Source organism: Vibrio superstes, from assembly GCF_003569005.1.
Lineage (GTDB): Bacteria > Pseudomonadota > Gammaproteobacteria > Enterobacterales > Vibrionaceae > Vibrio > Vibrio superstes.
In genome coordinates this window covers 991672-1015342 of sequence record NZ_BCUR01000001.1, presented here as the reverse complement: position 1 = coordinate 1015342, position 23671 = coordinate 991672, and the positions used below count along the sequence as shown (strand labels likewise).

19 protein-coding genes and 1 pseudogene are annotated in these 23671 nt (G+C 43.0%); 14 read left to right on the top strand and 6 right to left on the bottom strand.

The window, feature by feature from the left end; genetic code table 11:
• Window positions 1-13 precede the first annotated feature (13 nt).
• From D5I41_RS04355 to D5I41_RS04335, 5 genes are all read left to right on the top strand, one after another.
• Window positions 14-1447: a coniferyl aldehyde dehydrogenase gene (locus tag D5I41_RS04355; protein WP_119008682.1), complete on the top strand. Its 1434-nt coding sequence runs from the start codon at window positions 14-16 to the stop codon at window positions 1445-1447.
• A gap of 120 nt (window positions 1448-1567) precedes the next feature.
• Window positions 1568-1972, top strand: a complete 405-nt coding sequence (locus D5I41_RS04350) for a hypothetical protein (RefSeq protein WP_119008681.1) — start codon at window positions 1568-1570, stop codon at window positions 1970-1972.
• Between the two features lie 172 nt (window positions 1973-2144).
• The gene (locus D5I41_RS04345; RefSeq protein ID WP_119008680.1) at window positions 2145-2717 is read left to right on the top strand and encodes a TetR/AcrR family transcriptional regulator; all 573 of its coding nucleotides are present in this window, start codon (window positions 2145-2147) and stop codon (window positions 2715-2717) included.
• A gap of 506 nt (window positions 2718-3223) precedes the next feature.
• A complete protein-coding gene (locus tag D5I41_RS04340; protein ID WP_119008679.1) occupies window positions 3224-4714 on the top strand; it encodes a SulP family inorganic anion transporter in 1491 nt (496 codons plus the stop codon).
• A 10-nt stretch (window positions 4715-4724) separates the two neighbouring features.
• On the top strand, window positions 4725-5573 hold the full coding sequence (locus D5I41_RS04335; protein ID WP_119008678.1) for a universal stress protein: 849 nt from the start codon (window positions 4725-4727) through the stop codon (window positions 5571-5573).
• A gap of 461 nt (window positions 5574-6034) precedes the next feature.
• Here D5I41_RS04335 and D5I41_RS04330 read toward each other — a convergent pair whose 3' ends face one another.
• Complete coding sequence (locus D5I41_RS04330) at window positions 6035-6310, bottom strand: I78 family peptidase inhibitor (protein ID WP_119008677.1); 276 nt, start codon at window positions 6308-6310, stop codon at window positions 6035-6037.
• Between the two features lie 215 nt (window positions 6311-6525).
• Here D5I41_RS04330 and D5I41_RS04325 point away from each other — a divergent pair, with 215 nt between their 5' ends.
• Window positions 6526-8310, top strand: coding sequence for an ABCB family ABC transporter ATP-binding protein/permease (locus tag D5I41_RS04325; RefSeq protein ID WP_119008676.1), 1785 nt, complete (start codon window positions 6526-6528; stop codon window positions 8308-8310).
• On the opposite strand, the pseudogene D5I41_RS21395 reads toward D5I41_RS04325, so the two are convergent.
• Both D5I41_RS21395 and D5I41_RS04320 read right to left on the bottom strand, forming a co-directional pair.
• Window positions 8303-8509: pseudogene (locus D5I41_RS21395) on the bottom strand (ABC transporter substrate-binding protein); the annotation flags it as partial. The gene D5I41_RS04325 and the pseudogene D5I41_RS21395 sit on opposite strands and share 8 nt — an antisense overlap.
• Window positions 8510-8604: 95 nt before the next feature.
• A complete protein-coding gene (locus D5I41_RS04320) occupies window positions 8605-9480 on the bottom strand; it encodes a LysR family transcriptional regulator (protein ID WP_119008675.1) in 876 nt (291 codons plus the stop codon).
• Window positions 9481-9708: 228 nt separating this feature from the next.
• On the opposite strand from D5I41_RS04320, the gene D5I41_RS04315 reads away from it, so the two are divergent.
• From D5I41_RS04315 to D5I41_RS04300, 4 genes are read left to right on the top strand one after another with little or no spacing between them, the layout of a single operon-like run.
• Window positions 9709-10692: an extracellular solute-binding protein gene (locus tag D5I41_RS04315; RefSeq protein WP_119008674.1), complete on the top strand. Its 984-nt coding sequence runs from the start codon at window positions 9709-9711 to the stop codon at window positions 10690-10692.
• 2 nt (window positions 10693-10694) lie between these two features.
• Window positions 10695-12443 (top strand): ABC transporter permease, encoded by a 1749-nt coding sequence (locus D5I41_RS04310; protein WP_119008673.1) that lies wholly within the window; start codon window positions 10695-10697, stop codon window positions 12441-12443.
• 6 nt (window positions 12444-12449) lie between these two features.
• Window positions 12450-13541, top strand: a complete 1092-nt coding sequence (locus D5I41_RS04305; RefSeq protein WP_119008672.1) for an ABC transporter ATP-binding protein — start codon at window positions 12450-12452, stop codon at window positions 13539-13541.
• A gap of 8 nt (window positions 13542-13549) precedes the next feature.
• Complete coding sequence (locus tag D5I41_RS04300) at window positions 13550-14041, top strand: inorganic diphosphatase (RefSeq protein ID WP_119008671.1); 492 nt, start codon at window positions 13550-13552, stop codon at window positions 14039-14041.
• Between the two features lie 457 nt (window positions 14042-14498).
• Here D5I41_RS04300 and katG read toward each other — a convergent pair whose 3' ends face one another.
• The 3 genes from katG to D5I41_RS04285 all read right to left on the bottom strand — a co-directional run bounded on the left by katG (window position 14499) and on the right by D5I41_RS04285 (window position 17990).
• A complete protein-coding gene (katG, locus tag D5I41_RS04295; protein WP_162892791.1) occupies window positions 14499-16673 on the bottom strand; it encodes a catalase/peroxidase HPI in 2175 nt (724 codons plus the stop codon).
• 471 nt (window positions 16674-17144) lie between these two features.
• A complete protein-coding gene (locus tag D5I41_RS04290; RefSeq protein WP_119008670.1) occupies window positions 17145-17579 on the bottom strand; it encodes a type 2 periplasmic-binding domain-containing protein in 435 nt (144 codons plus the stop codon).
• A gap of 207 nt (window positions 17580-17786) precedes the next feature.
• Window positions 17787-17990 carry a LysR family transcriptional regulator gene (locus D5I41_RS04285; RefSeq protein WP_119008669.1) on the bottom strand — a complete coding sequence of 68 codons (204 nt, stop codon included), beginning with the start codon at window positions 17988-17990 and terminating at the stop codon, window positions 17787-17789.
• Between the two features lie 752 nt (window positions 17991-18742).
• Here D5I41_RS04285 and D5I41_RS04280 point away from each other — a divergent pair.
• The 4 genes from D5I41_RS04280 to D5I41_RS04265 all read left to right on the top strand — a co-directional run bounded on the left by D5I41_RS04280 (window position 18743) and on the right by D5I41_RS04265 (window position 23473).
• The gene (locus tag D5I41_RS04280) at window positions 18743-19681 is read left to right on the top strand and encodes a LysR family transcriptional regulator (RefSeq protein ID WP_119008668.1); all 939 of its coding nucleotides are present in this window, start codon (window positions 18743-18745) and stop codon (window positions 19679-19681) included.
• Between the two features lie 130 nt (window positions 19682-19811).
• Complete coding sequence (locus D5I41_RS04275) at window positions 19812-21716, top strand: TonB-dependent receptor domain-containing protein (RefSeq protein ID WP_119008667.1); 1905 nt, start codon at window positions 19812-19814, stop codon at window positions 21714-21716.
• Window positions 21717-21790: 74 nt separating this feature from the next.
• Window positions 21791-22675, top strand: coding sequence for an alpha/beta hydrolase (locus D5I41_RS04270; RefSeq protein ID WP_119008666.1), 885 nt, complete (start codon window positions 21791-21793; stop codon window positions 22673-22675).
• 384 nt (window positions 22676-23059) lie between these two features.
• Complete coding sequence (locus D5I41_RS04265) at window positions 23060-23473, top strand: GNAT family N-acetyltransferase (RefSeq protein ID WP_119008665.1); 414 nt, start codon at window positions 23060-23062, stop codon at window positions 23471-23473.
• Window positions 23474-23671: the final 198 nt, after the last annotated feature.

Genomic DNA, 23671 nt, shown 5'->3' with positions numbered 1-23671 from the left:
ATGAGGCACAACAATGAACGCGATACTAGATCTTCAAACTGAAACCGAATTAACACGTTTAGACACGCTTTTTGCAACACAACAAGCGCATTTTCGAGCTAATCCAAATTCGAGCTGTGAGGAACGGCTAAAAGATCTAGAGATATTGCGATCATTGATCGTCAATTATAAAGATCGGTTGGTGGAAGCAGTCGCTGAAGACTATGGTCACCGTTCTACATTTGATACGCTCATTTCAGACATATCAGGGACGCTTCACTCTTTAGAATATACAAGGAAAAACCTTAAGAAGTGGATGAAGCCCTCTAAACGCAGTGCAGGATTGATGCTTGCACCATCGAAGGCTTATGTACACTATCAGCCCATCGGTGTTGTTGGGATCATTGTTCCGTGGAACTTTCCTATTGGCTTATCACTTTCACCTTTGCTGACTGCACTAGCAACGGGTAATACCGCGATGCTAAAAATGTCAGAGTTTACGCCAAAGACCAATGCGGTTTTGAAAACGATGCTAGCGGAAGGTTTTGCGGAGTCAAAGGTCGCCCTTATTGAAGGTGAGGTTGAAGTCGCAACTCGCTTTAGCCAATTACCTTTCAACCACATTATTTTTACCGGTTCGACAGCAGTGGGCAAGCACATCATGCGCGCGGCTTCAGCCAATCTAACACCTGTTACTCTTGAGTTAGGCGGAAAGTCTCCTACTATTATCGGCCCTGACTTTGATGTTCAACAAGCTGTTGAACGAATCGCTTTTGCGAAATCGATCAACTCCGGTCAGGCCTGTGTGGCTCCTGACTACGTGCTGATGCCTGCAGAAAAAGTCACAGAGTTTATTGATGCGTATAAAGCGTACTTTAACTCAATGTTTAAAGATGGAATAAACAGCAAAGACTACACTTCGATCGTGAACCAGCGTCAATACCAGCGTCTTAAAAGTGTCCTTAAAGATGCATCGGACAAAGGAGCGATAATCGATCCGGTTAGACCTGTTGCTTTTGACGATAATAGACATCGAATGATCCCGCATTTAGTGACTGGTGTGACCGATCAGATGACGGTAATGCAAGAAGAGTTGTTTGGACCCATCTTGCCTATTATTGGTTATCAGTCTGTTGATGAGGCACATCAATATGTGTTGGATCACGACCGTCCCCTGGCCTTGTACATCATCAGTAACGACAAAGCACTGCAAGAGCGCTTTGTGACAAATACCTTATCTGGTGGAGTGTGCATTAACGATCTATTGATGCAAGTTGCGGTGGACGATGCCCCGTTTGGAGGTAATGGCCCATCTGGAATTGGTCACTACCATGGCCCTGAAGGTTTCAAGACGTTAAGTCACGCAAAGACGGTATTGAATCGCGGTTCCATCAATTTCACCAAGTTGCTTCACCCTCCATACGACACGTGGTTTAAGAAAACAATCATTAGAAAAATCGGTGGTTAAAGGTGAAACATGTGTAGCTATGGCTACTCGCTTTAAATTCAAAGGATAAGGCGATTTCAGCGCATCCAACGTCGCTTTATCCCGATCAAACTTAACGATAAACACATTGAGAGAAGCACTATGTTTTTTCTAAAGCACTTACAAAAATTTCTGGTCATTGCAGGCATTGCGACTATGAGCGCAGGCTTATACGTCATCGACCCAGAGAGAGCGTTGTCATTATTGAATGGCTTGCATTATGACCATCATTACACCTTTATTTTTCGCCACTGGGGAATGATGGTGTTATTGATAGGAATATTCATGATAGTGTCTGCCTTCAAAAAAGAATGGCAGCAAGTCGTGATTCTGTATGCATTTGTTGAGAAGCTCTTCATGGTTTACCTCTATGTGGCTAACTTCTTTGACCCTGAATGGGCTTGGCTCAATATGCGGTTTATACCATTTGGGTTGGCCGATACTTTGATTACGACTTACATCTTGTGCTATTGGATCTCATTGCGAAAAAGTAAGGTACAAGTTTAGCGCCTGTAACGGTGGTTATATTAATCACAGTAATTAAGCGATCAATGAAAAAGAGGAGCTTGAGAGTATCGAACACTCAAGTTTCTCTTTAAAATGATCTACAATGCTTCAGAATAAAATATTGAACTGCCTGACTGTTGGGCAGTAAACATGCTGGCCAAAGACTCATAATATGATAACTAAACGGGATCAAATCCTAAAATCTGCGCTGCAACTCTTTGCTGAACAAGGTATGGATAATACCTCCACCGCACAAATCGCGAAGGCTGCTGGAGTAGCAAAAGCGACGCTTTTCCACCACTTTGAAAACAAATCGAAACTAGAAGACGAGCTATTTGTCGATTTGAAAAAGTCATTGTTTGGCGACCTTGGGTTAATGATAGATGACCCGACACTGAGTTTATCTGAGAACATCAAGCGTGTTTGGATTGAAGGGGTTAATTCTTTGATCTCTCGTCCCGCAGAGTTGATGTTCTTCAATCAAATTCAGCATCATCCTAAAAATGAGACGAGAAACCAGGTTGTTCAAGATGTTTTCGAACCTCTTGAAGCAAAACTGTTAGAGGCACAGCGTCAAGGGCTCCTGTCGTCTATTCCTGTAGAAGTGTTGCGACTATACAGTCACAGCCACACTATGTATTGTGGATTAACCTTGCTAGACAATGCGAAAGAGCTGTCGATGTCTCACGATGAATTTATTGAACTGTCGTTTGTGATGTACTGGAAAGCATTGGGAGGCGAGTGAGTTCACTGTTTAATGTAAACGTCGGATCTAAACCTCTAATGAGTCATAGTTTACACATCTCAAAGGTTAATCTAGCTTACAAACCTCACACTGCTATCAGAAACCCAACTTTTAAGATGTTTTCTTTCTCGCGAATATCCTATCAAGCAAAAATAGCTGTATCAGAAGATAATTAATGTAGCTCTATGCAGTAATTTTACTGCATTATTGTATGGATAAAAAAGATAGACTAAATAGAGACTATGACTTTTTATTTGCGCATGCGAAGCGGTCTTCTCCCCACAGTTTCACCTTAATTGAGCTTATAGTTATAACGTTAATGAGCGATATGGTAAAAGTACTCACACGGCTTTGACTATTTATTAATTTGTAGTTCGATGTGTTCTTTTTTTTGTTTTGGAGTAACTCAATGTCAACTACGCCGCCTTAGATCACACTCCTTTCTAAATCCCGTTCTATATCCCTTTCTATATATTAACAAACTTATTAATTTTACGAGAAAATTCATGATTGAAACAATGAAACGTGATTGGCTATCCAATGTGCGTGGTGATGTGCTGGCTGGTATCGTTGTAGCGCTGGCCTTGATCCCTGAAGCAATTGCGTTCTCTATTATCGCAGGCGTGGACCCTAAAGTGGGCCTTTATGCCTCATTCAGTATTGCTTTTATCATTTCGATTGTCGGTGGACGTACCGGAATGATATCAGCAGCAACAGGGGCAATGGCCCTGTTGATGGTCACTCTGGTTAAAGACCATGGCCTTCAATACCTATTAGCCACAACCGTATTAACAGGTATGCTCCAAATTGCTGCAGGGTATCTCAAGCTGGGTGACTTAATGCGCTTTGTGTCTCGATCGGTGGTGACAGGTTTTGTCAATGCCTTAGCGATTCTGATCTTTATGGCGCAATTGCCTGAGTTAACTGACGTGACATGGCATGTTTACGCCATGACGGCAGCAGGGCTTGCGATTATTTACCTATTCCCATACGTCCCATATGTAGGCAAACTTTTACCGTCACCGCTAGTATGTATCATCTCGCTAACGATCGTCGCCATTGCGTTTAATATCGACATTCGCACCGTCGGTGATATGGGGCAACTCCCTGATACTCTGCCTATTTTCTTATGGCCTGATGTTCCTCTCAATCTTGAAACGCTTTGGATTATTTTGCCGTACTCATTGGGACTTGCGACTGTTGGTTTGCTTGAATCAATGATGACTGCAACGATTGTGGATGACTTGACCGATACAGATAGTGATAAGAACCGTGAATGTAAAGGTCAAGGTATTGCCAATATCGCAACCGGCTTCATTGGTGGAATGGCAGGCTGTGCGATGATTGGACAGTCGATCATCAATATTAAATCAGGCGGTCGTGGTCGTTTATCAACGCTTATTGCTGGTGTTTTCTTACTGATCATGGTGGTCTTCCTCAGTGATTGGTTGAAGCTTATCCCAATGGCCGCACTTGTTGCCGTGATGATCATGGTTTCTATTGGTACTTTCTCTTGGAGTTCAGTTAAAGATCTTAAATCTCATCCTTTATCGACCAATATCGTAATGATCTCGACCGTCGTGGTCGTTGTCGTGACCCATAACCTTGCGATCGGTGTGTTTGTAGGTGTTTTATTGGCGGCGCTGTTTTTCGCCAACAAAATTGCTCGCTTCATGGTGGTCAAAAGCGAATTATCCGAATGTGGTGAAGAACGTACCTATCGCGTTGTTGGGCAAACCTTTTTTGCATCATCAGATCAATTTTCAAAAGCGTTTGACTTTAAAGAAGTTCTTGAGCGTGTCACGATTGATCTCACCCATGCGCATTTCTGGGACATCACCTCTGTTTCCTCATTAGACCGTGTGGTGATTAAGTTTAGACGTGAAGGTACCGACGTTAATTTGATCGGTATGAATGAAGCGACCAGCACCATCGTTGATAAATTTGGTATTCACGATAAACCAGAAGAAATTGAAAAATTAATGGGCGGACACTAAGGAGCCAAACATGACAAATATAATCGCGTGTATCGATGGGTCAAGTTACTCTCAATCTGTTGCCGAGATAGGTGCATGGACGTCACAACGACTATCAGCGCCGCTAACGTTACTTCATGTATTAGACAAATCGTCACAAGAAGCACAAAGCGAATTAAGTGGCAATATCGGTCTTGGCGCAAGAGAACAGTTACTGACGGAGCTTATTGAACTTGATGAACAACGAGCAAAGGTAGCGCTTAAGCACGGTAAAGCCTTATTAAGTGAACTCGAAAGTCACTTAAGTGAACAGGGTTACGATGGCACTAAGAAGCTACAAAAGCACGGTGATCTGGTTGAAACCTTAACCGATATAGAGCAAGACATACGTGTTTTGATTATGGGTAAATCTGGTGAACTCCACCGCAAAGACACCAAAACTATCGGCTCTCAGTTAGAAAGTGTTGTGCGCTCAATTAAAGCGCACATCCTTATTGCATCAGGTCCTTTTTCTCAGCCTCAGAGCTACTTGCTTGCTTTGGATGGCAGTGCGATCAGCGAGAAATTAGTCGAAAAGGCTATCAATACTCCCTTACTAGAAGGGATGACTTGCCACCTAGTGATGGTGGAAGATTCCGATAGCAAAGCGGAGACATTTGCGAATGCTGCGCAGAAACTAAAAGCTAGTGGCGTCAATGTAGTTGAAGCTCAGCTCCAAGGTGACGTCCACTCTGCAATTCTGACCTATCAGCAAAAGCAGAATATTGGCATGATTGTGATGGGGGCTTACGGACATTCGAAGCTTCGTCAGTTCTTCGTTGGAAGTAATACCACACGAATCATTACTGACACAACGGTGCCGCTCTTGTTGATAAGATAGTTTCTAATCAGCCTTCGCCTCTGACAAGCTATTACGCTTTTCTATGACAAAAAAAGGAGCCCAACTGGGCTCCTTTTTTTTGGGCAAAGTTCCGGACATAGAAGCGTCCATCGCTGACACAGCTATGCCCCGAGATAAGCTAGAGCAAGATGAAACTTGATATCAATACTCGCAATTTGACTTACCTTTCCTTATGCCTAGTAAAAGCTCCCATGCGCCAACAAGAGTTAGGGAGCCACAGATGAGGCAATTTAAGAGTGGGGTACATGCGCAGCGTTTTCTCAACATTTTTTCTACGGTATATGACGCTTTCAATTTGCAAAAGCACTTGTGCCGTGCCGAAGTTTACAAAAGCCGCAGATCGGATGCTTTTGCTCGGTGAAATGATGTTACTGCTGGATAATCGGAGTTAAGCTGAGATCTGCAGTCTATTTCTAGTTAACTTGACCGTGTCCTCTATCCTAACCTTTCCAAATTTTGACGATTTTCCCTTCAGAGTCGACTTCGATGTTTACGCGATCGGGGTTGTGATCCATTGTAAGCATTGATCCGCTGGTGTAAGTACGCAATGGATGTCCCATCAATGAACCAATTTCCTGTTGCTCGATGTTATCGCTCATCTCTTGTTTCGCATCCATATCTTTGCCGTCTATATTATTGGTCGTAGACATTGACTCACAGGCAGTCAAAGTAAATAGAGCAGTTGCAGTGATCATTGCAAGATGCAACGTTTTCATAATGTTTCTCCTATTATTGGGAACGCAGTCTTCATGTTTACGATCTAGAGTTTGGGTTAAGTCTTGAAAAAATTCACGATTCTTACAAGGTTTTTTTAACGCTAGAACAATACTCTAGCGAACGAATGAGAATGAGACGTAACATTGCCAATCACTCATTGAAATAGGATAGTATTCCCTCTTTGAGTTCACGAGTATGTCGTCGTAAGGAAATTATGCGAGCTTCACGAATTCTAGACCGTCCCGACACCCCTATTAACTGGCGTGTGTTTTCTAAACTCATCCCCTACTTGCTTGAGTTCAAAGCGCGCATCGCGATTGCGTTGTTTTGTCTGGTACTGGCTAAAGCGGCTAATATTGGTTTGCCGTTCATCCTCAAGCACATTGTTGATGATTTGGATGCAGCGACAACCCAAGCTATTGCAGTACCTGTGGCGTTAGTGCTCGCTTATGGAGTGGTTCGTTTGATCAATACCCTACTAGGAGAGATCCGCGATACCCTGTTCGGCCGCGTCACTGAGAGAGCCATGCGTCGTTTGGGACTAGAAGTGTTTCAACACCTGCACAAACTCGACCTAGGCTTTCACTTGGAGAGGCGAACCGGCGGACTGTCCAGAGACATCGATCGCGGCACCTCCGGCATCAGTTTTTTGATGCGTTTTATGGTGTTCAATATCGTGCCCACGTTCTTAGAAATAGCCGTGGTGATCATTATCTTCTTTATGGCCTACGACCCTTGGTTTGCCTTAATTACCATGATTTCCATCGGACTCTATGTGGCGTTTTCTGTTGTTGCCACGGAAAAGCGCACCAAGTATGTCAAGGAAGCAGCACTCGCTGACTCTAACTCCAACACTAAAGCAATCGACAGTTTACTCAACTATGAAACCGTTAAGTATTTTAACAACGAACAGTTCGAAGCAAACCGATATGACGACGCACTGCACAAGTGGGAGCAGGCGCGTCGAAGCAACCGTCTGTCGCTATTTGCCCTAAACGGTGGGCAAGCTTTTATTATTTCTGCCGGAATGACCGCGATGATGATGCTTGCAGCATTCAGCGTACATTCAGGAGAAATGAGCTTGGGTGATTTCGTGCTGATCAACACTTTTATGATGCAGATGTTTATTCCGCTTAACTTCCTAGGATTTGTCTATCGCGAAATTCGTGGGTCTTTGGCCAACATTGAGCGTATGTTTGAACTACTCGACACGCCCCCTAAGATTGTCAACAACGACAACAGCACCACGCTTAACCTATCTTCTGGAAACATTGAGTTTGATAACGTTACCTTTGGGTATGATGACAAAAGACCCATATTGAAAGGGATCAGCTTTACCGTTCCCGCAGGCAAAAAGGTCGCGGTTGTGGGCGACAGCGGTGCGGGTAAATCGACCTTAGTAAAACTGCTTTTTCGATTTTATGACATCGACTCGGGTGACATTCGATTAGACGGGCAATCTATTTCAAGTGTGACCCAAGAGTCGCTTCGCCAAGAGATTGCCATCGTTCCGCAAGATACTGTGCTATTTAACGATACTATTTTCAATAATGTCAGCTACGGCCGTCCGGATGCCAGCGAAGATGAAATTTATCTAGCGATCGAAATGGCACACCTAAAAACGTTTATTGAGAGCTTGCCAGATGGCTATCAAACCACGGTTGGTGAGCGAGGTTTAAAACTCTCTGGTGGTGAAAAGCAGCGCATTGCCATTGCTCGCGCCATACTCAAACAGGCACCAATAATGCTGTTTGATGAAGCGACGTCAAGCTTAGACAGTCACTCAGAAAAATCAATCTTAGAAGCGATGGCTCAACTTGCAAACCAGCACACCAGCTTAGTGATTGCTCATCGACTATCTACCATTGTTGATGCCGACAACATTGTGGTATTGAGTCAAGGACAAGTAGTTGAGCAAGGTACGCACGACGATCTTCTGATGCAAAAGGGCTTTTATCGCAAGCTATGGGACATCCAACAAGAAACTTACAAAGAGTAATAACCTGACTCGGGGTATTCCAACGTGATAATTTGAACGCGTCATCCGACAACGGAGAGAGCCCGCTCCTTGGAGGAACCATCATCGCGACACTTATCTCTGATTTCTCACCGGTGACGCCTTCTTGGTCACTGGAACCAAAGCAGCCTACTAAAGGGAGTGCAAGTGCTGCAGATACTAGGAATTTGAAACAAGACATTACATAGTGAGGTTATGAACCTAGCTTAGATAAGTCTTCTCTTCGCGATCAGAGAGGAAATCTATATCTAACCAACCTATTCCGGATCATTCAGACTAACTGATTCTGCCTCTCTTAGAGATCAAATAATCAATCAACACCTTGCTACGATTGGGTTGATTGCTATCAGCATACAGTAAGTAAATGGGTGTCGCTGCTGGTTGATACTGTTTTAGTATCACCTTTAATCGGTCAGCATCGACGGAGCGGCCAAGCATATTTCTTGGAAGTTGGACAATACCCATGCCTTTATCAGCACCACGCACCAAAGCCATGCCATCATTAATGATAAATCGACTTTTCAAGTTGATGCGCTGCTCTTTATGTCCGACTTTAAAACTCCATTTTTCGGACATCCCAGAAGTTTGAGAACGTAAAACCAAACACTGGTGCTCGACCAAGTCATCGGGCGTACTAGGCAGCCCATAAGCCTCAAGGTATTCGGGAGAGGCACAGGTAGTGAGTTGCTCTTCATCAAGCTTACGAGCAATCAGATTACTGTCGGTAAGTTCACCGATGTGGATCGCAAGATCGAACTTATTCTCGATGAGATTAGATGGTCGATCATCGAGCATAATGTCAAACGTTAGTTCTGGGTGCTGTTGAGCAAAATTATGCAGAAGCGGGACAATATATCGACCACCATAAACCCTAGGCAGCTTAATACTGATATTTCCTCTTGGAGTACTAATGGAGTCTTGAATATCGTTTTCTACACTTTCCAAGTCCGCCAGTATTGCCTCTAATTTTTGAAATACCTGCACTCCTAAGTCGGTCGGTACTAACGTACGAGTGGTACGGCGAATCAAACGAACACCATACGACTCCTCTAAACGAGACACATTCTTGCTGACAGCTGAGGCGGTAATGCCAATGTTTCTGCCGGCTTCAGAAAAGCTTCCACATTTGACGGAGTGAACAAATGAGAGCATGTGAGAAAAGGAAGTATTGTTCAATATTCTTATCGAAGTTCGACAAAATAGCTTGGCAGTTTGCCATATAAATGTGACGGATAGATGAATCCACTTTCAACTTTTTGTCCAAACAGTTTTGATTATATCTATCATTGTTTTGTCGTATTCAACTCATAAAATGCCTAACCAGAAACTCGTAATCTTACCCAAATTCACTCAAATGCAATATGACAAGGCAGTTTAAAAATGAGCAAATTAAAGTTTATTCCTTTAGTAATCATTGGGGCTTTTAGCGCCCAATCTATTGCTGCACCCGTACTTTATACTAATGATTTCGAAGAGATCATTGGTGACCAATTTACCAAAGATACAGGCTATGAACTTGATGTTGTGAAAATGTCGGGCGGTAACCTAATAGCACGCGTTGCAGCAGAGCGTAGCAACCCACAATGGGACTTAATTCTATTCAATGGAGACAACACCCTGCACTCTCTAAACGCTAGTGGCGATTTAAAAGAGAATTTAAACGCAGAGAATGCAGGTAACTTAACTAACGAAGCAAAAGCTCTTGTTCCCAATAACTCGGCTTACTATCCAGTAGGTATCTCTTCTGCTTGTGTGATTGTAAAACGTAAAGACAACAACATTGAAATCAACAACTATCAAGATATCACTAAACCAGAGTTAAAGGGCTTAGTCGGCATGGCTGACCCTTCTGTCGCAGCCCCTGCTTATCCATGTGTTGCGGGTTTGTTCCACCAACTAGGTGATGAAAGTGCTCGTAAACTGTTCTCGGATGCGTTTGACAATGGCTTGCGAATTTTCCGCACCAATGGTCCAACAGGCCGTGCATTGCAATCAGGTGAAATAGAAGTTGCGTTGCTCACTTCACAACAAGCGTACACGTTTGTAGAACAAGGTGCTGATTTTGAAATCATCTGGCCGGAATCTGGTGCACCTGCCACAGTTCGCGCATTTGGTGTCCAGTCCCAAACCAAACACCAAGAAACAACTCAAGCATTTACTGAGTGGATGTTAAGTGAAAAAGGCCAACAGTTCCTAGCCGACAACGGTGGCAGTGATGGTGTTTTCCGTCCAACAATAACACAAGCTACAGAAGTCTCTTTTGGTCCAGGTTCTGAAGTAAAATACAATTTTACCCCAGTACAATTCGCTTACAAAAACGACGAAGCGATCAAAAGCTGGTTCGCTGATAACGCAATTAACTAATTATGCTTACCATCACAACAAACAAGGCGCAGCAAAATGCTGCGCCTTCATTTTGGCAAAAAATCAAACCCACAAATTGGCTATCTCCTGACCAAATTCTTGGTGTATTGGTCCTAGCTATACTCGCCATTTTAGTTTTGCTACCAATGCTTATGGTGGTCATTCAACCTTTATTACACTGGGTTGAAGTCGGCTCTGATGCTGCAGGGTTAGGTGAAATTTTCAAACGACGCCTTTGGATGGCATCTCTCAAAAATAGCCTATACCTCTCTATTGGCGCAGGCCTAATTGGTGGCGTTATGGGCGCCATGCTTGCAATAGCGCGTCATTCATATCGTTTTCCAGGTAGCCGATATGTTGACCTAGTCGTGTGGTGTATTTTAATCATTCCATCATTTGTGATCGCACAAGGCTGGGTATTATTTGCCAGTCGTTCGGGCATCGCAACGCAATTAACAGGCTCAAGCTTTGTGTCAGAGCTGATTTTCAATCCCAATGGATTGGTGTTTATAATGGCGATGAAGAACTTTCCACTTGCTTATTTAGCGATGTCAGCCGCATTGCAGTGGAGTATGAAGAACCTAAGTTTGGCCGGAAGACTCTGTGGCCGCCCTGCTTGGCAAGTATTCTTCACTATTCGTCTACCTCTGCTGCTTCCGGCTCTGCTATCGGGTGTTGTACTCGTCTTTATTGATACCATTGGTGACTTTGGTTTGCCAGCTGCTCTTGCAACCAGTTACCGTTACCCAACGCTCCCATATACTATTTACGCGGCGATAAATCATTCACCGATTCGTTTCGATTTAGCCGGTATCTTAGCCACGTATCTCGCCATCATTATGTTTATCGCATTGGCAGCTTATTTTTGGATTCTTCGCGCAAAACCTTACCAGTTTCTCTCTAGCCAAACAGGTATGCAAGAAACACCTGTTGCACCTTACTCTAAACTCTTAGCTACCAGCGTATGGTCCTTTCTATTTGTTGCTGTGGGAATACCTATAGGTACCAGTTTTATGGTGTCGTTTATGGGGCAACTATGGAACGGTTTCTTCATAGGTAACTTTAGTGCTATCAACTACATTAATTTGTTTGCAGAGCGTTCATTGTTTGCAGACAGTTTGGTTAATTCGATCACTATTGCAGGTCAATCGGCCATTCTAAGCGGGATTTTAGCTTTCTTAGCCGCCTACCTATTAACCTTCACTTCTAACGGCATGAACAAGATCATTGATTCAGCATGTACGCTCTCAATGGCTATCCCTGGTGTCATTCTTGGTGTCGGCTTTATCTTTGTATGGAACTCGCCTTGGCTTTCAACTATCGGGCTCAATTTATACGGAAAGTCCGAACTGCTAGTCCTTGCTTCAACAGCCACATCTGTCCCAGTTGCAGTTCGAATATTGATGGGTGCGATGGCGCAAGTACCACTCAGTCAGCTAAATGCAGCAAGACTGCAAGGAGCCGGATTAGCGCGACGTTTATATACGATTGTGATGCCCTTGGTCCTTACAGCGATTATTTCAGCCACTTTATCTGGCTTTGGTTCAAGCATCTTTGAACTAGCGATTAATTCTATGCTTAGACCTCCTCGCTTCGAGATGCTCGCTCCTTTTGTGAGTGCTCAATTTAACTCAGGGGAATATGGTATCTCTACTGCTGCTGTGTTCATTGCAGGTACGGTTGCTGCCATCATTATCGCTGTATGCAACGCGCTGTTACGCCGCCACTTTGGCCATTTGATTAAAGAGTAATAATTCATGCCTACTAACTTAAATATACCGTCAAAAGCCTTTTTAAGCTGCAGTAACATTCATCGTTCAATTGGAAAACAACATATCCTTAAAGACGTTTCGTTCACTCTTGAAGAAGGACAGGTTTACTGCATCGTTGGCCCTTCTGGATCCGGTAAATCGTCACTACTAAAAATTGTCGCCGGTATCGATGCACCGGACCAAGGATCGGTCAAATTACAAGACACTTTAATCACTGAAGGCCCTAAGGTTGCGCCACCAGAGCAGCGACAAATGAATATGGTGTTTCAAGATTATGCTTTGTGGCCACATATGAAAGTCAAAGACATTATTGGCTATGGCCTCAACAAAATGAATAAAGAAGACCGAGCTTACCGCGTTAATGAGATGCTTGAGTTGCTACAAATCACTCAATATGCGGAACGCTACCCTAGAGAACTATCGGGTGGTCAGGCTCAACGTGTATCTATCGCTAGAGCAATTGCAACCAACCCCGATGTGCTGCTGTTTGACGAACCATTGTCTAATTTAGATATTCAGTTAAGAGCCGAGATGCGCTCTGAGTTTTCCAAGCTGTTTAAGCGTCTAAATAAGACGGTTCTTTACGTGACACACGATCCCCTGGAAGCCTGTGCGTTCGCCGACAAAATTATCGTAATGAAAGATGGTGAGATCGAACAAATTGATTCACCCCAAGCCTTGTTCTCTGCACCTAGCTCTCCATGGATTGCTTCTTTGGCCGGCTTTGACTGCAAACTGCCGTTAGACAAAGTGCATATCGATCATCAAGAGCAAGTCGCTAGTGCATACTTTCTTGGGCAGTACATCAACGCCAAACCCTCATGCGATGCAGGTGGCACCAGCAAGCATTTATGGCTTCGCAGCTCTGGCCTTCGCTTTTCATCGGTATTAGAAAAAGATGAAAACACCGTCGCAGGTCGAGTTATAAAGTCCAACTTCGAAGGGAGTCACTGGAGAATCGATATCGATGTTGGCTCTGAAATTAATATCCCAATTCAACACCCACAATCTCTAGAAGCAGGCAGCAAGGTCAATGTTGATATGCCCTTTGAGCATTGCCTACTGATCAACGAATAAGGTAAACCATGAACTACACAATGAAAGTTGAAATTCCTGCGGGAAGTATTACGCGCTACAATTTTGATGAAAAAGGGCGACTCAAAGTTAAACATTTCCAATCAATGCCAGTTAGCTACCCTGCAAACTACGGCTATATCGATGAAACCTTAGCTGATGATGGCGCTGAGGCGGATGTATTGGTGATCACTCGAGAACCCTTACTGCCTGCAACTTATATTGATATCAAGGTCATCGGCTACATTGATATGACCGATGGCGGTGAAAAGGATGAGAAGTTTATTGCCGTCCCTGTAGAAGACGTTGATCCGACCTACGCAGAAATCAATTCAGTTTTCGATCTGCCTAAGGCTGAATTGGATCGAATCTATGCGTTCTACAGCGTTTATAAGCAGCTTCCTGAAGGGCGAAAAACCGTTGAGCTTAATGGCTATAAAGATGAGCATTTAGCTAAAGAACTGCTGGGCATTGCTCAACAAAGATTTTCTTCCGCTAAATAAGTTTACGCGGATTATTAACCCATTGTTCAAAGTGCTTATTACTCCGGATCGATAAAGTGGCCTTTATTTTTTAGTACATCTGGTTAATTGAACCTCACCGTTTAGGTGAGGTTCTTTTTAGAAGTAGCTTCAAGTTGTCATTTCGACATCATTTAGGCGGGTCATAGAAATATATTGCCTATCCGAGCCTAATCTGACTACTCTGTCTGGGGCAGTTTTCGTTACTATATTCACGCTCAATATCAGGATAGCGTTAAGCACTATCTAATAAAATATAAACAACCCTGGCGTGTTGAATACCTTATATAAATCTACAAACTTCAAAATCATTAATTCTCTTGCTTAAATAAAAATGAAGGCAAGGGACAGACCTCTTACCTTCATAATCAATAATACATTCTATTTTGGTGGTTAATTTACCCTACATAAACCACTTCAGTAAAAGCAACAATCTTTCTTAACAAACATCAAATCTATCTGAGTTCATTACTTTGCTCCATGCAGAAACAAAATCATGAACAAATTTAATGTGGTTATCACTTTGCGCATAGTATTCTGCGTAAGAGCGAAGGATTGAGTTAGAACCAAAAACTAAGTCAGCTCTTGTTGCAGTCCAAACTTCATTACCTGTATTACGTTCAACAATTGAGTATGAATTACGACCAGTGGGTTTCCATGAGAATCGCATGTCTGTCAAATTAACAAAGAAATCGTTTGTTAAAACACCTAGATTTTCCGTGAATACACCATCTGTACTATTCGCGTAGTTGGTACCCAGCACCCGCATACCACCCACCAATACTGTCATCTCAGGTGCAGTTAAACCCAAAAGTTGTGCTTGATCTAACATCAATTCTTCTGGTGTGACTGCATAGTTCTGCTTTTGCCAGTTACGGAAAGCATCAGCAACAGGTTCAAGCACCGAGAACGAATTGCCATCAGTCTGATCGGCTGCTGCATCACCACGGCCTGGTGTAAATGGAACCTTAATATCAATGCCCGCCGCTTTTGCAGCCAGCTCGATACCAACATTGCCCGCTAAAACAATACAATCGGCAATACTCACTTCAAATTCATGCGCAATGCTATCCAAGGTGAAGAGAACTTTCTCAAGCCTTTGCGGCTCGTTGCCTTCCCATTGGTTCATTGGGGCTAGTCGAATTCGAGCGCCGTTTGCACCGCCACGCTTGTCAGAATTGCGGAACGTTCGAGCACTGTCCCATGCTGTTGAGACCATATCGCTAATTGATAGCCCGCTTGCAATAATCTTGTCCTTTACAGCTTCAACATTGTAGTCACTATTGCCTGCAGGAATTGGGTCTTGCCAAATTAGATCTTCTTGAGGAATATCTGGTCCAAAATAGGTACTTTTAGGGCCCATATCACGGTGAGTTAATTTGAACCATGCTCGAGCAAAAGTTTCAGCGAAATATTCTGGATCCTTACTGAAGCGGTCTGAAATTTTGCGATAATCAGGATCGATTCTCAGCGCCATATCAGCATCAGTCATAATTGGGTTCAAACGGATGCTAGGATCTTCAACATCAACAGGTTTATCTTCTTCCGCAATGCTAACCGGTTCCCATTGCCACGCGCCAGCGGGACTCTTACGTAACCACCAATCGTAATTGAGTAACAGGTGGAAATACCCATCATCCCATTGTGTTGGATTTGTTGTCCAAGCCCCTTCGATTCCACTGGTTACGGTATCACGCCCTACTCCACGTGAATGATTGTTTACCCAACCAAAACCCTGCTCTTCGATGTCTGCTCGTTCCGGTTCTGGTCCAAGCTGTGATGCGTCGCCATTGCCATGTGCTTTGCCGACGGTATGCCCACCAGCAACTAGAGCAACGGTCTCTTCATCATCCATACCCATGCGAGCAAACGTATCACGCATATCTTTCGCTGTTTTAACTGGGTCTGGTTCACCATCTACACCTTCTGGATTCACATAGATTAAGCCCATCATTACCGCAGCAAGTGGGTTCTCTAGTTCACGCTCTTCAGAGTAACGACTATTTTCACCACCGCTTTCTTCAAGCCATTTTGTCTCTGAACCCCAGTAGATGTCTTTTTCAGGGTGCCAGATATCTTCACGGCCGAATGCGAATCCAAATGTTTGTAACCCCATAGTTTCATAGGCCATGTTGCCGGCTAAAATCATTAAATCAGCCCAGCTGATCTTGTTTCCGTATTTTTGTTTGATTGGCCATAGAAGACGGCGTGCTTTATCAAGGTTACCATTGTCTGGCCAAGAATTGAGAGGGGCAAATCTCTGATTTCCGGTACTTGCACCACCACGCCCATCACTGGTGCGGTATGTTCCAGCAGAGTGCCACGCCATTCGAATCATCAAACCACCGTAGTGGCCCCAATCGGCAGGCCACCAATCTTGGCTGTCTGTCATCAGCGCCTTCACGTCTGCTTTTAAACTCTCTACATCAAGTTTCTTCAACTCATCATGATAGCTGAAGCCAATCTCCATAGGATTAGTTTTCAAATCGTGTTGGTGCAGAATGTCTAAGTTCAATGCATTGGGCCACCAAGCCACATTATTCATACCTGAAGACGTTGCTCCACCATGCATCACTGGGCACTTTCCACCGCCTATATTTGTTTTATTTTCCACAAATTTTTCCTTTCGTGTTGCTATAGAAACATTGATTACATATAGACTAACAATAAATTTAGAAATGGATATTTGATTGTAGCAATCAATTCAATAGTTAAAATCTAATAAAGATTCAGGCATTTAAATATAATTAAGATTCAACATTATATGTCGTCCCTTAACTTACTGGATAAATAAAAAGCCAGATCTGAACCATAAATCTAAAGTTCCGAAATAAATAATTCACTTTATCTAGAAGTGACACATAGTTTCCAATTAGGGGGTATTAAGATTCCATGTAAACATATTATCGAAAGTTAAAATTGTATAGTACGTGTTGCTTATTTGTATTTTTATAGCCCGTCTCTTTCAACTATTAAATCAAACTGAGTCGATTTTAATAGAAAATACCATCAGTTAAATAATCGATAGGAACGCTTAGCGGGGGATTCGCCCCCTCAACGGTACGTTATTAATTGAGATTAGCGATCAGTTGGATTGAAGAAGGCTCATTAAGTTACTGATTATGAATCTTTTTTCTGGGTTTAACTGAAGATTTTGATACCAAAGTAATACTCGTCGAATGAGAAGATGATTTGCTCCATTAATCGCAATAGGCTGATGTTCTCCTTGTTCATGCATAGATTCAGGTATTATTGCTACCCCTGGCTTGACTCGCAAAATGGACAGTGCTGTCGTCGCATCAGGCACTTTTTGTGAATGTTCAAAATGCGTACTCAAGATAACCTCATCTAAGCCATCAAAGAAAAAGATAGGGAGATCGCGAGCTTCTTTGTCCAAGTTCAAAGATGAAGTTACCGCCAGTAACTTCACATCATCTAAGTGAACGGTATGATAACCCTCCGGCAAGGTTCGATTGTTGTACATTCTGATAGCAAAATCTAACTCCCCCTTTTCAAGCATCGTACCGAGCACCTCACCGGTTCCTTTTACCCAGTTAACGATAACCGCTGGGTAGTTCTCATAAAGAGCTCTGTCTATTACCGCTATGTCTCTTGGGCTTGTAAAGCCATCAACGCCAATACTCAGAGTCGCTTTGCTGTCGGCACAAAGATTATGACCAAATTGGCAGAATGACTGGTAGTGCTGAATTAAAGAGTGTGCTCGCCTTTAAAGTGCTTCACCCTCATCGGTCACTTTTATACTCGGTCCATTTCGCTTGAATAGAGAAACACCAAGATCGATTTCTAAAAGAGCTATGGCCTGGCCTACAGAACTACGATCTTTTCTTAACTTTTTCGAAGCTTTAGTAAAACTACCCGTTTCGACAACGGCAACGAAGTAGTGAATATGCTCTATGTTGGGGGATTTCATAATTGTAAGGACTAAATTTTCAGCATACAGAAACGCCGCATATTGTGATAATTCCTGATATTTGTCGACACATTTCGTTCAGTTAGCACATGAACAGCCACAGACTTGATAGACACGTGTGGGTTAGGCTCTTCTGCTTCAATTACCAAAATTCTGCTTATCCAAAAGTAGGTCAACACACTATTTTCAAATAGATCGTTCACTGAAGCCTAAAAAGCTTCGGGACATGACTTAGCTAGTGAAATAACTCTTCCTATCTACTGACATATTCCATAACGCCAGAGATCGTAGTTCAAACATTGAACACGTTGAACTTGCACAGAAAGGTTACGGAATCAGAAAAGGAATGATCAGTTCGATGGGGTACTGAGACACATGAATTCGTCTGGAGCGGAGTTTAGATAACTTTTAGTATGGCAAACGCGCATAACAGCATGTGAATGAGTAATTTCTTTAGCGAACAAAACATTTAAACGTACCTTCACCTGTATTAATTCTGACTAGATCTGACACTTCAGTTTGAAATGAAGACAGTTACCCTCTTTGAAGCTTAGGTTACCGACAATAATTGATAAAACAAAAGTAATAGGCCAAACGGTAATTAAATGATTTTTCCGTGTGTATCGCTATACCGTTGTCATTCCTAGCTCGTTAAAGCTAAAAATGCCTGTCACAAGGAATGTCACCCTAAAAGAGATGATATTATGTGAATAATACAGTTTCGTTCAATGTAACCAGTGATACTAAATTCCATGGACATCTCCCAACTCGATATTCAATCTCTGATAGTTTTGAAAACCCTGCTTGAAGAGAAGCACGTCTCAAACACGGCTCATCATATGAACCTTAGTCAGTCTACAGTAAGTCGGGCTTTACAAAAAATGAGGGCACTGTTTGCCGATGAGCTTTTAGTAAGAACTCATACTGGCTATGAACTCACCACGAAAGCAGAAAGTCTACGTGCAGATATTAACCTAGTGATTAATAGTCTCGAGGTACTAGCACACAAACAATCGTTTTCTCCTAAAGACAACGAAGCGACTGTTCGCTTCTTTGGATTGCACCCTCAGATGAATACCTTGATGCCAAAAGTGATCAAACGGATTCGTGAGACTGCGCCGAAAATGACTGTGAGCATTGATACTTCAGCGCAAAGGCATTTTGAGTCTTTGAACGCAGGTGACGTGCACTTTGTATTGTCATCACACCAACCATCAAACTCAGAACAGAGCTTATATAAAATGAAGCTAGCAGATCGAGACTTTCGTTTGGTGATGAATAAAGAGCACCCGTTAGCCAATAAAGACATTACACCAGAGATGCTATTAAAAGCCCAATTTGGTCAGATCTCGTTACAGGGAGAGAAGACCCTATCATTTGAACATAAGTTTGTTGAGCTGGGTTTGGTCGACAAGAAGAACAGGCTTTCGATACCTATACAAGTCAGCCATTTTAGTTCTGTGGCGAATATTGCGGCCGAAACCGACACTGTATTCCATGTTCCCACAAGCTATGCCCAAGACATATGCTCAGATGAACGCCTAATCGGAAAACCAGTGCCAAAGGAGCTGCAATTGGATTTTGAAGCGGTATATCTTTTTTGGCATAAGCGATTTCACGAAGATCCAATGTGCCAATGGGTGCGCTCAATTTTTAAAGAGCTCTATAGCGACAACCCTACAGTTGCATAGTAGGGTCATACTACTATGCAATTTTGGGATAGTGGTTTTGCTCATTGCCGATAGCATATTGATTGCGAATCAATTTCATTTACGGTGTAATTGAAAACGATTATCATTTATATCGTAGGTTACAAAGGAAATGTCATCAGCAATTTTTCATCGTACTCCGTTAGCTGTAGTAATTAGTGGCGTAGCGACAACACTGTCACTGCCTACTTTTGCGGAATCAAACACCGAGCCGATGGAAACCTTAGTCGTAACAGCGGCAGGGTACGAGCAGACAGTGACGCAAGCACCAGCCTCCATCAGTGTGATTGACCGAGAGCAGATTGAGAATCGTGCCTATCAGGACTTGACCGATGCTCTTCGTGACATACCAGGTGTGACCGTGACGGGTGGTGGTTCAAGACAAGACATTTCTTTGCGTGGCATGCCGCCTGAATATACTGCAATTTTAGTTGATGGGCGAAAGCAAACTGGCCGAGAGACTCAACCGAGCAGCAGCGGTGGTTTTGAGCAAGACTGGTTGCCTCCGCTCAATGCCATAGAAAGAATTGAAGTTGTGCGCGGTCCAATGTCGACACTTTATGGCTCGGATGCGATCGGTGGTGTCATCAACATCATCACACGTAAAGACTATCAGCAGTGGCATGGTAACTTACGAGCAGAGACAATCCTACAAGAAAACTCTAACTCCGGGAACACTTACCAAGGTGAGCTTTATCTAGCTGGCCCCTTAATTGACGGGCTACTTAGTGCATCATTGACCGGTATGTACCAAGAGCGAAAAGAAGACAATATTGAAAATGGAAACGGTGGTAAAGAGCTGGATAACTACCGCGCGTCGGTCCACTTAACACCAACAGATAATGACACCTTTAGCTTTGACTACACTAGCCATGATCAGAAGCGCTTTAATACAGATGGTAAGTCGACCAATCGCGGTAGTACGGAGACTAACAATAACCGTGAGTCATACAGTTTGTCTCATTCAGGGAGCTACTTATGGGGTGATGCTACTTCCTACGTAACACAAGAGGTGGTTGAGAACGTAGGTCGAGAGCTTGAAGTAGAAAACACCAATTTCAATTCGCAATGGTCTGTTCCTTTAGGAGATCATTTCGTTACTGCAGGCATTGCTTATTCTAAACAAGCACTTGATAACAACGAGTTCGTATTCAAAAACTCTCAATGGTCACTGTATGCTGAGAATGAGTGGTACATGATGCAAGACTTCGCTCTGACGTTAGGTTTGAGATACGACGACAATGAGAATTTTCAATCACAACTTAGCCCAAGAGTCTATGGTGTGTGGAATGTCGATACTGACTGGGTGATCAAAGGTGGTGTTTCGACAGGCTACCGTGCACCGAGTTTGACAGAAATGGAAGAAGAATGGGAGCAAGAGAGCTGTAGGGGCAACTGCGTAGTTTACGGAAACTCTGATCTGAAAGCAGAGTCTTCAGTGAACAGCGAGATCGGTTTTTACTATGCCGGCGGCAATACACTGACATCTAGCATGACTTTTTTCTATAGCGACTTCAAAGACAAAATCAATCTGCGCCAACTGGATGACAATTGCAGCGGCGATTGTGATAAGACGTATGAAAACGTTGATGAAGCGATCACTTATGGCTCGGAGTTTACTGTAGCGAGGAATATCACCACTGATGTCCGATTAGCGGCTAACTATACTTACACTTACAGTGAGAAAAAATCAGGTGAGGATAAAGGGCAGCCATTAACCCAAATGCCAGAGCATTTAGCCTCTGTGAATGCAGACTGGAAAGTGAGGGACAATGTGAATACTTGGACACGTGTCGCATACCGTAGCGAGGAGAATGATAATATTTCCATTAATTCAACTCGCACCCTCGCACCCTCGATCACATATGTAGATATTGGCGCTAACTGGCGTATCAACAATAACGTCAAATTGATGGCAGCTATCTACAATTTATTTGATCAAGAAACCAGCTATGAAGAGTATGGGTATGTTGAAGATGGCCGTCGCTACTGGATTGCCATTGATACTAGTTTTTAAAATATATCCAGTTAATTCAATAGTCATTGGTCACATGCCTCAACGTGCTTGAGGCAATTTTCATAGGTTAATTTATGAAACATGTCATACCGTTTGTGCTCGTTTCGTTACTGAGTACGTTTAATGTTTATGCATTTGACGATTACACAGTAAAAAAAGACATTCCTTTTAAACAGCTTGATGATCGAGAACTCGCACTTGACCTCTATTTGCCCAATGTAGAGTTAGGCGTCGAATCCCCCCTCTTAGTATGGGTACATGGGGGAGCATGGAAGAGAGGCAATAAAGAACTATTGCCAGAGCAAAATCCACTGTTGCTAGAGTCTGTGTTAACTGAAGGCTATGCCATTGCTGCAGTCAGCTATCGATTGAGCGGAGAAGCATCATTCCCAGAGCCAGTTCAAGATGTCAATGATGCAATCAATTATTTGAGCACGCATGCTGGTGAGTATGGTGTAAAAGCGGATGAACTTATCGTAATGGGCCGTTCTGCAGGCGCGCACCTAGCGAATCTGGTTGGTGCTACGAATGAGCACCAGGTCGACTTTCTTGAACAGCCAAAGTATCGAGTTAAAGCGGTGGTGAGTTTCTTTGGGCCCACCGATTTGCTGGCTTTAGGTAACAAGGGCAATAGACCAACGACTGAACGCGCATCAGTATCTCGATTCCTTGGTGGGATACCTAGCGAGATACCAGAGATAGCTAAAGCTGCTTCACCAACACATTACATCACTGAAAATTCGCCACCGTTTATCATGCTTCACGGTGATTTAGATAAGCCTGTACCATTAGAGCAAAGCGAGTTACTCAAGCAAGTTTTAGACAAGTACGGTGTAGAGAATCAACTTTTTGTTGAGCAAGGTGTTGGTCACAGTGCTCCAGTCTTTGATACTGGAAAGTATGTGTCTGAAGTTGTTTATTATGTAAAAGCGTACCTACCTCCTCAATACGAGAATTAGAGGTATCCACTATTTTGATCGGTTTAGACCAACGTTTACTTATTCAAACTTTACTAATTGATGGTATGTTTTAACTCAGAAATGGCAAAGCCTTCACAGCTGGCACTTCGTAACTCAGAAGTGCCCCATTTTGTGCTAGTGTCGCTCAACCTCACAAATCACAAAGAGGTGATTTGACCTATTTTTTCTTATCTGTGTAATGTCTAGTAAGTTGGGTCTTACCATAGTCATCCGTGGCCTTGACTCATAACAATCGAACAACTTAACACCTACGAAGCCAGACGCAGCAAAGCTACGCTGTTATTGAGCTGTTATGTTATTGGTAAATATCTACACGCTTTTACGATAAACTTAGCTAATCACAGTTTATCTATAAGGAGTTACATGAACCTGCTGTCCAATATTTGGTATAGAGAAAGCCAAGGTTTTTCATATTCATACTTCGAAAATTACGCTGATGATTGTAATTGCATGTGGAGAAAAGCTCCTGAACCCGACAATGTCTATACGATTGAACGTATAGACATATTGCCTGAATTTCGAGGTAAAGGGTTCGCTCGAGAATTGATGAAGGATGCAATAAAACGTATTGAAGTCGCATGCCCTAAAGCTTGTGTTGAGATCACCGCCGAACCAGATGACGGTAGCGGTATAACTATTGAGAATCTAGTCGGCTTCTATAAATCACTTGGATTTGAAGTCTATCAAAGCTTAGGTTATCGCGTTCATCTTCGCCTGTATCTGGATGATTCAGTGAAACCGCATACAGTCTACGATAATCCGTTCTACTTCAAATAAAAGCATAACAAACAAGAACAAGTGTCGCGCAGCTAACACCGAAGTAGACGCTTTGGATTCATTCCTGTCCAAAAGTGTCTCACAATGGTGATTATGCTATGTGTGATATATTTGAAGAGGAGCTTTACAGCCCCTCTTCACCCTCAACTAACACAACAAAGCGCAATGGCTTGAGGCTAGAGTACGCTTTTTTGTAGA

Excerpts from the sequence above, each read along its gene's own strand:
- D5I41_RS04355 (WP_119008682.1), top strand. The coding sequence starts at position 14 with ATGAACGCGATACTAGATCTTCAAACTGAAACCGAATTAACACGTTTA.
- D5I41_RS04350 (WP_119008681.1), top strand. The coding sequence starts at position 1,568 with ATGTTTTTTCTAAAGCACTTACAAAAATTTCTGGTCATTGCAGGCATT.
- D5I41_RS04345 (WP_119008680.1), top strand. The coding sequence starts at position 2,145 with ATGATAACTAAACGGGATCAAATCCTAAAATCTGCGCTGCAACTCTTT.
- D5I41_RS04340 (WP_119008679.1), top strand. The coding sequence starts at position 3,224 with ATGATTGAAACAATGAAACGTGATTGGCTATCCAATGTGCGTGGTGAT.
- D5I41_RS04335 (WP_119008678.1), top strand. The coding sequence starts at position 4,725 with ATGACAAATATAATCGCGTGTATCGATGGGTCAAGTTACTCTCAATCT.
- D5I41_RS04330 (WP_119008677.1), bottom strand. The coding sequence starts at position 6,310 with ATGAAAACGTTGCATCTTGCAATGATCACTGCAACTGCTCTATTTACT.
- D5I41_RS04325 (WP_119008676.1), top strand. The coding sequence starts at position 6,526 with ATGCGAGCTTCACGAATTCTAGACCGTCCCGACACCCCTATTAACTGG.
- D5I41_RS04320 (WP_119008675.1), bottom strand. The coding sequence starts at position 9,480 with ATGCTCTCATTTGTTCACTCCGTCAAATGTGGAAGCTTTTCTGAAGCC.
- D5I41_RS04315 (WP_119008674.1), top strand. The coding sequence starts at position 9,709 with ATGAGCAAATTAAAGTTTATTCCTTTAGTAATCATTGGGGCTTTTAGC.
- D5I41_RS04310 (WP_119008673.1), top strand. The coding sequence starts at position 10,695 with ATGCTTACCATCACAACAAACAAGGCGCAGCAAAATGCTGCGCCTTCA.
- D5I41_RS04305 (WP_119008672.1), top strand. The coding sequence starts at position 12,450 with ATGCCTACTAACTTAAATATACCGTCAAAAGCCTTTTTAAGCTGCAGT.
- D5I41_RS04300 (WP_119008671.1), top strand. The coding sequence starts at position 13,550 with ATGAACTACACAATGAAAGTTGAAATTCCTGCGGGAAGTATTACGCGC.
- D5I41_RS04290 (WP_119008670.1), bottom strand. The coding sequence starts at position 17,579 with ATGCTTGAAAAGGGGGAGTTAGATTTTGCTATCAGAATGTACAACAAT.
- D5I41_RS04285 (WP_119008669.1), bottom strand. The coding sequence starts at position 17,990 with ATGAAATCCCCCAACATAGAGCATATTCACTACTTCGTTGCCGTTGTC.
- D5I41_RS04280 (WP_119008668.1), top strand. The coding sequence starts at position 18,743 with ATGGACATCTCCCAACTCGATATTCAATCTCTGATAGTTTTGAAAACC.
- D5I41_RS04275 (WP_119008667.1), top strand. The coding sequence starts at position 19,812 with ATGTCATCAGCAATTTTTCATCGTACTCCGTTAGCTGTAGTAATTAGT.
- D5I41_RS04270 (WP_119008666.1), top strand. The coding sequence starts at position 21,791 with ATGAAACATGTCATACCGTTTGTGCTCGTTTCGTTACTGAGTACGTTT.
- D5I41_RS04265 (WP_119008665.1), top strand. The coding sequence starts at position 23,060 with ATGAACCTGCTGTCCAATATTTGGTATAGAGAAAGCCAAGGTTTTTCA.